Source organism: Mucilaginibacter sp. MD40, from assembly GCF_002288635.1.
Lineage (GTDB): Bacteria > Bacteroidota > Bacteroidia > Sphingobacteriales > Sphingobacteriaceae > Mucilaginibacter.
The window spans coordinates 3,036,799-3,050,221 of sequence record NZ_NRSW01000001.1; the positions used below are offsets into that span (position 1 = coordinate 3,036,799).

Sequence of the window (13,423 nt, forward strand, 5' to 3'; positions counted from 1 at the left end):
TTGTAATGAAGATTGCAAAAACACTGTTATGCTTTGCCACTGTAATAAGTGCGTTTGTAAATATTGCTAAAGCGCAGGTATTAAAACCCGCACCCGTTGCAGGTAATAAACCCATATTACTGGCAACGGCTAATGCTGTTACAACGCCTAAGCCACCGGTACTGCTGAGTACCATGAAGTTTGGTATTGCCGGCCTATCGCACGATCATGTTAACCTGATCTTAAGCGATTACAGGGATGGAAAGGTGAATATTGTAGGTATTGCCGAAACTAACAAAGACCTGCGTACACGTATGCAGCAAACCTACAATCTGCCAGACTCCATTCTGTTTGACGATCTGAAAAAGATGGTAACCACCAAAAAGCCAGATGTGGTTTTGGGTTATAACCCGGTTGCTAAACATATTGATATAGTTGAGGTTTGCGCGCCATTGGGCATATCTGTAATGGTAGAAAAACCATTGGCGGCAACGCTGGCACAAGCCAGCCGCATGGAATTCTTGGCACTGAAAAACTATATTAAGTTACTTACCAATTACGAAACCACCTGGTATCCTTCTTTTCAGCAGGTTTACAAAATTGCCGATAAAGACAGCTTGGGCCAGATACGTAAAATGATCGTACATGACGGGCATCAGGGGCCTAAGGAAATTGGATGCAGTAAGGATTTTACCGCCTGGCTTACCGATCCGGATATGAATGGCGGCGGCGCGCTTACAGATTTTGGCTGCTACGGAGCCAACATCATGACATGGTTGATGCGTGGTCAAAAACCTATTGCCGTAACAGCCATCGCCCGCCATTACAAACCTAAAACGTACCCGAAAGTGGAAGATGACGCGACGATAATTGTTGAATATCCATCGGCCACAGGTATTATCGAGGCATCATGGAATTGGCCTTTTTCTATAAAAGACCTGGAAGTTTTTGGGGATGAAGGTTACATACATGCTATTGATAAGGATAATTTATTTACCCATATCGACAAAATGCCACCGGTAACTTCTGTAGCGCCTCCTTTGTCACCTACTTATGATAACCCGATAGCCTATCTGCAGATGGTGGTTCAGGACCGCCTAAAGGGTATCACAGACCGCTCATCGTTAAAGAATAACATGATAGTAATGCAGATATTAGATGCTGCCAAACGCTCCATAGCCGAAGGTAAACGGATAGTACTGTAAAGCTTCATTGCAAAAAAAGAAAGCCTCGCCATAAATGCGGGGCTTTCCTTTTGATACCGTTTGCGATGATAATTTATTTGCAAATGGTTAACATTGCCATATAAAATATCATAATTTAGCAGGTGTTAATTTACACTTGTACGCTATGATGAAACAACTTTCCGCACTATTACCACTATGTGTTTTCGGCATGGTGGCTTGCCAGTCGAAACCGGCAAATTCTGATAAAAAAACCCTTTCAGACAGCAGTTCAAAAGCTTCCACAACTACCGAAGCCCCAGCGGCTAATGTAGCAAAGGGGCCTATTGACAAGGCCGCTATCATGGCGCGTAAACAAGTACCAGTGTTATGCTACCACCAGATACGTGATTGGAAAGCAACAGATTCAAAAGGTGCCAAAGATTATATTGTACAAATAGCCGCGTTTAAAGAGCACATGAAAATGCTGGCAGATAGCGGTTACCACACCATACTGCCCGATCAGTTATATAATTACCTGGTGAATGGCGCTTCATTGCCATCTAAACCTATCATGCTTACTTTTGACGATACCGACCTTGACCAGTTCACCATAGCCGCGCCTGAAATGAAAAAGTATGGTTTTAAAGGTGTATTTTTTGTAATGACAGTATCTATTGGTCGCCCACATTATATGACCAAGGAAATGATCAAACAATTGAGTGATGCCGGCCATGTGATAGGTTCACATACCTGGGATCATCACAACTTTAAAAAATTCCAGGGTAAGGATTGGGAAACCCAGATAGACAAACCCACTAAAAAACTGGAAGAAATTACCGGCAAAAAAATCACCTGGTTTGCTTATCCTTTTGGGTTATGGAATGAGCAAGGTATACCTGAGTTAAAAAAACGCGGCTTTATCGGCGCTTTTCAGCTTGCTGAAAAACGTGACCCGAATGAACCCCTGTTTACTATACGCCGAATATTAGATAGCGGCTACTGGAGCACAAAAACGTTAAGTAATAGCATTAAACATAGTTTCTAAATCATCCAAGCCTTCCTACATAAGGAAGGCTTTTTCTTTATTTATCAACCATGAGCCGTATCAGCTTATTTTTATTATTAACAGTACTTATTGTTGGCTGCAACCATCAAGCCGAAAAACCAGCTGTAATACCTGGGGAGCAGTTCAGGCAATTGATTGATGAGCATTTCAGGTATTTAAATGACCACGACCTCAAAGCTATTGTATCACAGTATGCCGATAAATCAAAAATCACCACTACAGACTGGGATGGAGAAAGTTATGGCCCCCAGGGTGCCGACCAGATGTTTCATCAATTATTTTACACCTCTCCGGACGCTAAATACCTTGTTGATAATATCATTAATAATGACAGTACTGTAGTGGTAGAATATGATATTGTAGGCTTAAGAGATAAACCGGGCAGCCAGTTACGTCATGATCAACGAAATTGCAGTATATTCAGGATAAAGAATAACAAAATTATAAGCGAAGCAACTTATTCAAATCAAAGGCTTTATCATACCAAATAAAAAACGCCCTTATCCTAAGGGCGTTTTTACTATAAATTTTCTCCTGAAGGGCCTTGTCCTTTGTTTGATGAATTTTCATCAGTTGGAGCCCCCGGTTCTCCATTATCATTACCCGGAACAACTGTTTTTACCCTTGTATCATCAGGCTTATCTTGCACAGATGTAACCTCGCTTTTATCCAGCTCGTTGTCATCAGTGTTTGTTGCAACCTGTTCGTTGTTTAAATTTTCGATGTTGCCTTTTGTATCATGGTTTTGCCCTTGTTCATTTGCTCGGTCAAAACCTCCATTTGTATTTTCCATAGTTTTATTATTTATTATATTAATCATTTGCCGACACCCATTTTACGGCTTCATCCAAATTATTTAAAGAAAAGCCCTTTGATTTGCCCGGAACAAAAAAATGAAACACTTCTGTAAACCATTGCACACCCTTTTGATCGCTTACTACAGCTATTTTATTCCATTTGGTAAAATTCCTTATACCCATTTTAATATCATAGAGCCAGGCGCCAGTACTCCAGTTTTGTACATCGGTTTCCAATATCAGTAGATAATTAATTTCGTCCTGGCGTTTAACCAGTTCATCAATTTTTGGTATTAACACCTTATCTACATCATCCTTTGTCACTTCGCCTATAGCATGTATACCAACTACATGTTTTGGTAGATCTTTAATAAATTGCAGCATACCAATGTTTTATTAATAGAATACCAAAAGCATTAAATTTGTTTAAAAAGAAATTTATTTACCCTTAATTTAAAGCCCTGAAGATTTGTGAATACACGCGTTTAGTTATCTTTGTATGGTGCAACAAAGGTTACAGGGATATTCGCAACTCATAAAAAAAGCAGCTGCTGAGCTGGGCTTTTTATTTTGTGGTATATCGCCCGCAGGCTTTTTGGAAGATGAAGCGCCCAGGCTGGAAAACTGGCTAAAAAAAGGGATGCATGGCGAAATGAAGTACATGGAAAATTACTTTGATAAACGCCTTGACCCACGGTTACTGGTTGATGGCGCGAAGTCGGTTATTTCGCTTGGTTTAAATTATTATACCAACCAAAAGGCTGAAGATCCGCTGGCACCAAAAATATCCAAGTATGCCTATGGCGCTGACTACCATGGTGTTATTAAAGATAAGCTAAAGCTTTTATTGCAAACAATAAATGAACAGATAGGCGAAGTTGGTGGTCGCGCTTTTGTTGATTCGGCACCGGTGCTGGATAAAGCATGGGCAAAAAAAGCGGGCTTAGGGTGGATAGGAAAGAATGCTAACCTCATCAGTAAGAAAAGGGGGTCGTTCTTTTTTTTAGCAGAACTTATAGTTGATATAGAACTTGCCTACGACGTTGCCCCTACCGCCGACCATTGCGGTGATTGTACCCGCTGTATTGATGCCTGCCCCACACAGGCCATAGTTGGCCCTTATATAGTTGATGGCAGCCGCTGTATCTCCTACCTCACTATTGAATTAAAAAACGAAATACCACAGGAGTTTAAAGGTAAAATGGACAACTGGATGTTCGGCTGCGACGTTTGCCAGGATGTATGCCCATGGAACAGGTTTTCGGTATTACATCAGGAGCCTGCCTTTAAACCAAATGCCGATTTATTGGGTTTAAAACAGCAGGAATGGGAAGAACTAACTACCGATGTTTTTCAGAAAGTTTTTAAAAACTCGGCCGTAAAACGAACCAAGTATTATGGTCTTAAAAGAAACATCAACTTTCTGAAAAACAATAGTTAAAGGCTGCTCACCTAAATGCAGCCTAATGCAGTCATAGAATATTGACTACCCTTTCCTGAACTTGTTAGCTAATTGTGCCAACATATCCTCATCTACCGGTTTAGCAGGCTCTTCCTTCTTTTTAAATGGTTTTGGGTACTGTTGTTGCCCCTGATGAATTGATGGGCTACTTTTAGGGCCGTTATTTTGAAAAACATTATTGGATGATGGCGCACCCCCACCCTGATTAGGTGGCTGCACCCGGTTTTGCTGCCGCGAAGCCGCTTTTTTAGCATTCCAGCGCTTATATATCTCTTCCAGTTTACGTTTAGTATACAGCGGGAAATCACCCTGCATCATCCATGAGTAATAGCTTGGCTCTACGTCAAAAACATCCTCAACACGTTTGCCTTTGTGTTTACCGAAATTGATCAGTTCTTCGCCTTGCTCATTATAAACCATTCGGCCTGCAAAGTCAACAGGCCGGCTTAAATTGGTAAATTTATGCAAGGCCTCAACATCTCCTACCACAGGCTTGCTCCTGTTTCCTTTTTTGTCTTCCCATTCGGTATCGGCGTAGCGCTCAATTTGCGCCAGCAGTACTTCCATGGTCGCTCTTGTATCAGCCTCTGCCGAATGCGCGTTAAGGATCTCCTTGTTACAGTAAAACTGGTAAGCAGCTTTCAGGGTACGCTGCTCCATTTGGTGAAAAATGTTTTGTACATCAACAAAATGGCGGCTTTCCAAATCAAAGTTTACACCGGCGCGTAAAAACTCCTCCATCAGCATAGGGATATCGAATTTATTGGAATTATAGCCCGCCAAATCGCTTTCGTGGATAAAATCAGCTATTTCCTGCCCCAATTCCTTAAACTGCTTTTCGTTTTGGATGTGTTCATCATAAATACCATGCACCAATGATGACTCAAGCGGGATAGGTATACCCGGATGCACGCGCCAGGTCTTAACCTCGTCTGTACCATCGGGATGGAGTTTTATTACGGATATTTCAACGATACGGTCGGCACCGATATTTGTACCTGTGGTTTCAAGATCAAAAAATGCCAGCGGCCGTTTTAATTGTAGTTTCATTTACTGTATATGATTGTTACAAAGGTGGCAAAAACAGCCTTATTTTTCACATCAAATATTCGCCAAAAAAGTGATATTTTTCGGAGACTTAATTAATACCAAACTAATGCGCAAATTTTTACCTAACCTGCTGGCAATAATGCTGTTTGCCTGCGTATCACAAGCACAGGACTTTCAATTCGGCAAATTCACCCTTGATGAACTACAACAAAAGACATATAAAAATGATACTTCGGCACATGCTTATGTGATTGACGAATTTGGCTCCACAAAAATAGATGTGAGCGCAAGTGACCATATTTCAATGACCTATAAATACCATGTTAAAATAAAAATACTGGATAGTAAGGCCTTTAACAAAGGTACTGTAGAAATACCCTTATATGATAACGACAATACAACAGATGAAATAGACGATATAAAAGCGGTGACTAACTATATTGATGATAACGGTGGTGCGCAAACAGCTGAGCTTTCACCATCAAAAATTTACAGGGTAACTGAAAATAAATATTGGAAACAGGTAAAATTTGCCTTGCCTAACCTTCGCAACGGCTGTATCATAGAATATAGTTATACCAAGACTATTCCAGGATTTTATCGCTTCCCTTCCTGGGAATTTCAAAGCGATATACCGAAAATACATTCGCAGTATGAAGTACACATACCGGCATACTGGAATTACAGCGCCAGCATACGCGGCATACTTAAATTAACTACAAATACCGCCGAAGTAGAACGCGAATGCTTTAGCAGCCATGGCGCAAAATGCGATTGCTCTTACCTTAGATATGGTATAAATGATATCCCCGCGTTTATTGAAGAGGACTATATGACTGCTTCCAAGAACTTTATTTCGGCTGTATATTTTGATTTGCAGGAATGGATAAACCCATATACCAATGTAAAGCAAAGAGAAACCAAGGAGTGGAAAGACATTGACTATAACCTTAAACATTCGGATTATTTTGGCTCGCAAATAAAAAAGAACCTGCTTAGCCCTTACATCGCACCGGTAATTGCCGGCAAAACCACAGAAATGGAAAAGGCCGAAGCGGTTTACAGCTACATTAAAAAGAACATTAAGTGGAACGAAATTTACGCTAAATACAGTGATAACGTCCGCAAGGCACTCGATACGCATACCGGCGATGTAGCAGATATTAACCTGGCTTTAGTTGCGGCGTTAAACTCAGCAGGGATAAAGACAGAAGCGGTGCTATTGTCAACCCGGTCAAACGGATTAGTTAATCGCTTATATCCTGTAGAGCGCGAATTTAATTATGTTATTGCCAAAGCAAATATTGGCAATGATTATTACCTGCTTGACGCTACCGACCCGCTGCTGCCTTTCGGTATGTTACCACTTAAATGCATAAACGACCAGGGAAGAGTAATGAGCTTTGATGAGCCTTCCTACTGGATAGACCTGGTAAACCGGCAGAAAAAAGTCAGTACAAATTCTCTCAGTGTTACGCTTGAACCCAATGGAAAATTAAAAGGCACGATGGTGGTTTACTCTATGGGATACGAGGGGTACCAAAAACGTAAGGCTATTAAAAAGTTCAACACCATTGATGAGTATGTAGAAAACCTGGACGAAAAGCTGGGAAAGGTGAAAATTTTAAAATATAGCTTTGACAACCTCGACAGCCTCGAAAAACCATTAGGTGAAACATACGAAGTAGAGATTGACGCTTACGACAACCTCAACCATGATCGTTTAAGTTTTAACCCTATTTTGTTTGATCGTATAGTAAACAATCCTTTCAAATTACAGGAACGTAATTATCCAGTTGACTGGGGTATGCCATCTATTGAGCGCTACACAATCACCATGCGTTTACCAGATAATTATACAGTAGAAAGCGCGCCCGAATCAGCTTCAATAGGCTTACCAAATAACGGCGGTAAATTTTTAACACAGTTTAGTAATACTGATAATGTATTTACCTATTCGAACATTATACAATTTGATAAATCTGTTTACGAGCCGGAAGAATATCCTTACGTAAAAGAACTATTCAACAAGATCATCGCCTCAGAAAAAGCCAAGATCGTATTTAAAAAGAAATCATGAGGAGTTTGTTTTGTTGTCTGTTATTAGCTTTTTGTAGCCTGCTTGCTAAAGCGCAGGATAATTACGCTGTTGATTTAATCCCAAAGGAACTATTACCTTATGCCAGTGCTGTGATACGTAACCAAACCACTACGGTTGAGGTGAAGGATGCCGGCAACACGTTTTATCATATACAGAAAGCCATTACAGTATTAAACAGCAATGGTGATGATATGGCACGCATTGTTTTGTTTTACGATAAAGCTAACGCCATCAAAAATATAAAAGGTACAATTTATAACGAATTTGGAAAGCCAACAGGTAAGTTCTCTGAAAGGGAATTTAGTGACGAAAGCGCGATAAATGGTTTCTCGCTGTATGAGGATTCAAGAGTAAAGGTATACAGTCCGGCTAATGGGTCTTATCCATATACGATAGCTTATGAATATGATATAAAATCAAAGCAAACACTTATCGTTAATGATTGGGAGCCAAACAGCCAACCGGGCATGGCTGTAGAAAAAAGTAGTTACACCTTTATATGCAAACCCGATTTTACGATTAGGTATAAAGAGATCAACATGCCTACGAAAATGGTAACTGGCATAACAAAAGAAGGATTAAAAACTTACACATGGCAGGCAAATAATATTAAAGCATTAAGAAACGAACCGTTTAGCCCTCCTGCTGAAACCTCTTTAAGCAGAGTTAAGATTGCCCCAAAAGATTTCACCTATGCCGGTATAAAGGGCTCTTATAGCAACTGGAACGATCTTGGGCGCTGGATATACGACAATTTATTAAACGGCAGGCAGCAGTTATTGCCTGAAACTGTAGAGCAGGTTAAACAGCTTACCAAAGGCATTACCGACGATAAAGAGAAGGCCCGTATCCTATATGAATATATGCAAAAGAAAACACGGTACATAAGTGTTCAGGTGGGCATTGGTGGATTTCAACCCTATTCGGCTACCGAGGTTGACCGCCTTAACTACGGAGATTGCAAGGGTTTGGTTAACTACACACAAGCGCTTTTTAACACGGCCGGTATAACATCTTGGTATTGTGTGGTTGAGGCCGGGTCAAATAAAAAGATAAGCATGCTTAATGATTTCGCTTCTATGGATCAGGGAAATCATATAATACTTTGCCTTCCGTTCAAAAATGACACTACGTTTTTAGAGTGTACCAGCCAAAAAATCCCTTTCGGTTTTTTAAGCGGTTTTACCGACGATCGTACCGTTTTGGCTTGTACTCCACAAGGTGGAAAGTTGATGCATACGCCCAAATATACTGCAACACAAAATACACAATCACGCAAAGCCGAATTTACTTTGGATGCCACAGGTAACCTAACCGGCGATATGCAAACCGTTTACTCCGGTACCCAGTATGACAATGTTGAGGAACTTGTTGATGAGCCATTTACCGAAGAGGTAAAAACGCTTCAAAAAATGTATAGCAACATCAGCAATATGGAGATCAATAAAATTGATTTGAAACAGAGCAAGAAACCGATGCCGGTTAGTATTGAAAATATAAAATTTAAAGCAGCAGAATTTGCATCTGCAGACAACGGTAAATTATATTTCTCGCTTAATCCACTTAATCGTTTACGTCCGGTTAAAGATGTTCGTAATCGCATTAATCCCGTTTACATCAACCGGGGTTTTACTGATGAGGATGAGATCACCTACACCTTGCCTGCTGGTTACCGCTTAGATACTGAACCTGTAAGAAGAAACCTGAGCACACCATTTGGCAAATTTAAAGCCTCGATGACGTTTGCCGACGGCAAGATCACATACAAACGCCAGATTGAGATTAAAGACGGCACTTACACTAAAGATAGTTATGCCGAACTGGTTGATTTTTACCAGAAAGTAGCCGACAGTGATAATTATACCGTATCGCTAATAAAAAATTAAATGTAGCTGAATATAATGATACCCAATATGATTCCTATGATCATAACAAGGTAAAGCAGTATCTCGTTACCTGCAAAACGTTTGTATTTAGTCCAGAAAGAGTATTCGTTCTTGTTCTTTGCCACGCCCCGGGAATATTATAAAGGTCAAAATTAATAAAATTACGCCTATCATCGCAATAACTACTTGTATTGTAAAATTGCTTTACAACATGGCAATCTATACCCTACGAGTTTGATAGTATGCGTAATTTTGTGTTAACTAAATATTAATTAAAATGACCCATACATATGATATAACCGGCATGACCTGCAACGGATGCCTTTCTAAAGTTCATCAATTACTCTCACAGGTACCCGGAGTTACCAATGTGGATATCAACCTGGAAAAGGGTACCGGCGATATTACCATGTCGCACCATGTAGATACTGCAAAGCTGAAAGATGCCCTTTCGGCTTACCCCAAATATACCATTGATGAACAACATTTAACTCAACAGCCCATAGTAACGCCAATTACCGCTGATGAAACTGAAACCAGGTCTTTTGTGGAGACCTATAAGCCGGTATTACTGATCTTCGCTTACGTTACAGGCCTTTCTGTGCTTATTAGTTTAACCTACAACGGAGGCTGGATAATGGGCATGCGCGTTTTTATGAGCGGCTTTTTCCTCATCTTCTCACTCTTTAAAATGCTGAATTTATCAGCCTTTGCAGACAGTTACGCTATGTATGACATTATCGCTAAAAAGATACGTGCATGGGGTTATATATACGCGTTTATAGAGCTGGCTTTAGGTATAGCTTTCGCAATTAATTTTCAACCGGTATTAACCAACGCAATTACCCTGGTAGTAATGCTTGTAAGCATCATTGGCGTTCTGCAAAGTGTGTTAAACAAAAGAGCTATACAATGTGCATGTTTGGGAACTGTTTTTAACTTACCCATGAGCACCATCACCATTATTGAAGACGGCCTCATGATTGCCATGAGCGCTGTTATGCTGTTGGTGATGTAAGCTTAATTAATCCCAGTCAAACGTTACTACCTGCCCGTTAAGTTTCCACTTAGCGGGCGTTTTATTGTCCAGCCAGTCGAGCGGCTCAGCGGTTGGCTGTACTTTTGCCGCATGCGTAAACGCTGCTTTAACAGCATTTTTCTGCTCCTGGCCAAGCGCGGCAGGGTCGGCAGATATAAATAATGGTGAGCCGCTTTGAGCAAGCAGGGTTAACCATTTTTGGGTATTTTCCCATTTTACATATTTGGTAATGCCTACACAATCTCCGTCGGCGGCATAAAAAGTATTGTTTTGCACCAATCGGAAGCCCAGCGTATTTACACCCATTTTCTTAGTCCGATCCCATTCCTTTCCGCTGGTATCATCTCCAATACGATTAAGCTCAAACAGACCTGCCGAAAGGTGACTTAAGGTGTTGCAACCAATAAGATACATATTATCTGCCGCCTGCCTTATGGCTGTATACATGTTTAGGATAATTTCGGCATTAGTTTTTGTCTTGTCGTTAAAATGCCATCCGGGCGGTGTAAGCTCGGCCGTCATTTGCGATCCCCAACGGCCAAATATATCCCAGCTGCTAAAATCATGCTTAACCATCTCATAACCCCAGCTCCGGTACAACACGATATTATGTTTGATCTGTTCAATATTTTCAGGTATAGATGGGTCGAGTATACGTTCATTGGAGTTATCCCTGTTTTTAATAGATGGGGCTAACCTGCTTTTAGCCGTATCCGCCCTGGCAATTAATGGCCTGGTCCATAAACCTGGCCGCATGCCCAAAGCCTTTACTTCATCAGCCATTTTAGCCATGTCGGCAAATTTTTCATTATGCTTTGAAAAATCATCAGCCTGTTCCCAGCCGTCATCAATAACAGAGAATGGCTTGTTACCGCTTACCGCGTACTCGGCCATTATTTTGGTAGTATCGTGTATGAGTTGCTGCGAATTGTTCCCATAAGCAAAGTACCAATCATTAATACCGTAAACCGGCTGTTTAGGCAAACGCGGCTTTTCGCACATCATCTTACAAAAGCGCGTGGTGGTTGCATAAGCATTTTCATTTACTCCGCTTGTAGTAGTTACTATATCAGCGGCATGTAAAACACGTGTACCCAGCTTAACCCCATCTCCGCCAGATTTGGTATCGAGCGTTAATTCCATGCTGCCGGGTTTTACCGCCCACCAGCAAATGGTACTACAACCGGTTTTTACGCCAAAACCAGCAGTTTGCTTACCATCATGTAACATCACATACCACGGATTAGGCCTGTGTTCATCAGGACCTTTCCAGCCCAGATCGCCGTATGAACGTTCCCAATGGTCGCCCAGTATTTTGCTATATTTTTGTGCATTATATTTCCACGATAACCTTACGCCTTTAAGATCGGTTTCAGGTGATTGTATATATACCTCCTGAGCATTACCTTTATTTTTGAGTTCAACTGTTATACCCTTGCCCTTAAAAAGTGTTCCGTTACCGGTAAGCTTTATCCAACCTTCCGCTGTATGCGCCCAAGCCTCGTCCGGATGGTTGATCAATTGACCGCCTAATGCGTTCGCAAAAGTTATGCGGCTGCAAACAGCAGTAAGAAAAGCAGCGGAGGTAGTTTTAATAAAGGTGCGACGTAACATTATTTTAGTTAATAATTAATGTTTCAATGTAGAAAAATTTATCTTAATGCTGTAACATTACTTTATTAAACTTGTCTAAAAACGTAATAACGGCTGCTGCTAAACCCTATAATTTATGAATTGGAAGTTTTTTTCTCGCAACAAAGGCCCCAAAAAGCGTAAAAGTGTATTCCGCGAATGGGTGGACGCGATAGTTTTCGCGGTAATTGCATCAACTATTATCAGAGGGCTCTTATTTTCGGCCTATGCAATACCATCAGCTTCAATGGAAGGCAGTTTGCTCACTGGCGATTACCTTTTTGTAAGTAAAATGTCTTACGGGGCACGGATGCCTATGACCCCTATTTCGATCCCTTTTTTAGAGTCTACCATATTTAATGGCACCGTAAAAACTTACTGGGAAGGCTGGCAACTGCCCTATTATCGCCTGCCAGGCTTTGGAAAAGTACAAAAGGGTGACCCCGTGGTATTTAATTATCCCGCAGAAACAGTTGAACGACCTGTAGATATGCGGACGCACTTTATAAAAAGATGTGTTGGCACTCCCGGTGATATCATAGAAATAAAAGACGCAAGGGTATATGCCAACGGGAAATATTACCCCAACTCGCCTGAGGGGCAAACATCATATATGGTTACTACAGATGGCACCGATCTGAACCCGGATATGATACGCGACCTGAAAATAGACGTAAGGTTGCAATACAGCCCTACTGTATATGAAATGATCATTCCGCCGGCAAGCCTTAACCAGTTTAAAAGTTACTCCAACATAAAATCTATTAAGGAAGTGATTGATCCTGCCGGCGAATACAATGCGCAGATTTTCCCACATAATGAGAAATTTAAATGGAGCGAAGATAATTTTGGCCCATTATTGATACCCGCACGCGGTACTCATATTCAACTTAATGATTCTACCGTGGCCCTTTACGGACGCGCGATAACCGCTTACGAGCACAATACCCTTGAGCACAAGTCTGACGGTTACTATGTTAACGGGAAGCATGTTAATGATTACACTTTTAAAATGGATTACTATTGGATGATGGGCGACAATCGCCATAATTCAGAAGATTCACGTTACTGGGGATTGGTGCCCGAAGACCACATAGTGGGTAAAGCCGTAATTACCTGGATGAGTGTAGATAGCACGCAAAGCGGCTTAAAGCACATCCGTTGGGACCGGATTCTGAAGATGATTCATTAATTCCTGATTCTGGCATTGTACTGTTCGTATATGAACATAGCTGTATCATAAAC

The 13,423-nt window shown here is 41.0% G+C and carries 13 protein-coding genes; 8 read left to right on the forward strand and 5 right to left on the reverse strand.

Annotated features, from left to right (window positions below; all coding sequences use genetic code 11):
• The first annotated feature begins 5 nt into the window (after positions 1-5).
• From CKK33_RS13705 to CKK33_RS13715, 3 genes are all read left to right on the forward strand, one after another.
• Entirely contained in the window at positions 6-1,184 is a 1,179-nt protein-coding gene (locus tag CKK33_RS13705; RefSeq protein WP_095704645.1) for a Gfo/Idh/MocA family protein, read from the forward strand.
• Positions 1,185-1,329: 145 nt separating this feature from the next.
• Positions 1,330-2,190, forward strand: a complete 861-nt coding sequence (locus CKK33_RS13710) for a polysaccharide deacetylase family protein (RefSeq protein WP_095704646.1) — start codon at positions 1,330-1,332, stop codon at positions 2,188-2,190.
• A gap of 50 nt (positions 2,191-2,240) precedes the next feature.
• Positions 2,241-2,702, forward strand: coding sequence for a nuclear transport factor 2 family protein (locus CKK33_RS13715; RefSeq protein WP_095704647.1), 462 nt, complete (start codon positions 2,241-2,243; stop codon positions 2,700-2,702).
• A 29-nt stretch (positions 2,703-2,731) separates the two neighbouring features.
• Here the strand turns inward: CKK33_RS13715 and CKK33_RS13720 are convergent, their stop codons facing one another.
• Both CKK33_RS13720 and CKK33_RS13725 read right to left on the reverse strand, forming a co-directional pair.
• Positions 2,732-3,004, reverse strand: coding sequence for a hypothetical protein (locus CKK33_RS13720; RefSeq protein WP_143822960.1), 273 nt, complete (start codon positions 3,002-3,004; stop codon positions 2,732-2,734).
• A gap of 19 nt (positions 3,005-3,023) precedes the next feature.
• On the reverse strand, positions 3,024-3,392 hold the full coding sequence (locus CKK33_RS13725) for an STAS/SEC14 domain-containing protein (protein WP_095704649.1): 369 nt from the start codon (positions 3,390-3,392) through the stop codon (positions 3,024-3,026).
• A 115-nt stretch (positions 3,393-3,507) separates the two neighbouring features.
• Between CKK33_RS13725 and queG the strand changes: the two genes are divergently transcribed.
• Positions 3,508-4,449 carry a tRNA epoxyqueuosine(34) reductase QueG gene (queG, locus tag CKK33_RS13730; protein WP_095704650.1) on the forward strand — a complete coding sequence of 314 codons (942 nt, stop codon included), beginning with the start codon at positions 3,508-3,510 and terminating at the stop codon, positions 4,447-4,449.
• A gap of 45 nt (positions 4,450-4,494) precedes the next feature.
• Here the strand turns inward: queG and CKK33_RS13735 are convergent, their stop codons facing one another.
• On the reverse strand, positions 4,495-5,520 hold the full coding sequence (locus CKK33_RS13735) for a 3'-5' exonuclease (protein WP_095704651.1): 1,026 nt from the start codon (positions 5,518-5,520) through the stop codon (positions 4,495-4,497).
• A gap of 106 nt (positions 5,521-5,626) precedes the next feature.
• On the opposite strand from CKK33_RS13735, the gene CKK33_RS13740 reads away from it, so the two are divergent.
• The gene (locus CKK33_RS13740) at positions 5,627-7,600 is read left to right on the forward strand and encodes a transglutaminase domain-containing protein (protein WP_095705860.1); all 1,974 of its coding nucleotides are present in this window, start codon (positions 5,627-5,629) and stop codon (positions 7,598-7,600) included.
• On the forward strand, positions 7,597-9,507 hold the full coding sequence (locus tag CKK33_RS13745; protein ID WP_095704652.1) for a DUF3857 domain-containing protein: 1,911 nt from the start codon (positions 7,597-7,599) through the stop codon (positions 9,505-9,507). The genes CKK33_RS13740 and CKK33_RS13745 overlap by 4 nt, the downstream gene beginning before the upstream one ends.
• On the opposite strand, the gene CKK33_RS19820 is transcribed toward CKK33_RS13745, so the two are convergent.
• Positions 9,504-9,632, reverse strand: coding sequence for a hypothetical protein (locus CKK33_RS19820; RefSeq protein WP_255404600.1), 129 nt, complete (start codon positions 9,630-9,632; stop codon positions 9,504-9,506). The two genes, CKK33_RS13745 and CKK33_RS19820, sit on opposite strands and share 4 nt — an antisense overlap.
• 152 nt (positions 9,633-9,784) lie before the next feature.
• Between CKK33_RS19820 and CKK33_RS13750 the strand changes: the two genes are divergently transcribed.
• Positions 9,785-10,525, forward strand: a complete 741-nt coding sequence (locus CKK33_RS13750; protein ID WP_095704653.1) for a heavy-metal-associated domain-containing protein — start codon at positions 9,785-9,787, stop codon at positions 10,523-10,525.
• Between the two features lie 6 nt (positions 10,526-10,531).
• Here the strand turns inward: CKK33_RS13750 and CKK33_RS13755 are convergent, their stop codons facing one another.
• On the reverse strand, positions 10,532-12,160 hold the full coding sequence (locus tag CKK33_RS13755) for a hypothetical protein (protein ID WP_095704654.1): 1,629 nt from the start codon (positions 12,158-12,160) through the stop codon (positions 10,532-10,534).
• A gap of 115 nt (positions 12,161-12,275) precedes the next feature.
• Between CKK33_RS13755 and lepB the strand changes: the two genes are divergently transcribed.
• The gene (gene lepB / locus CKK33_RS13760; protein ID WP_095704655.1) at positions 12,276-13,370 is read left to right on the forward strand and encodes a signal peptidase I; all 1,095 of its coding nucleotides are present in this window, start codon (positions 12,276-12,278) and stop codon (positions 13,368-13,370) included.
• Positions 13,371-13,423 lie beyond the last annotated feature (53 nt).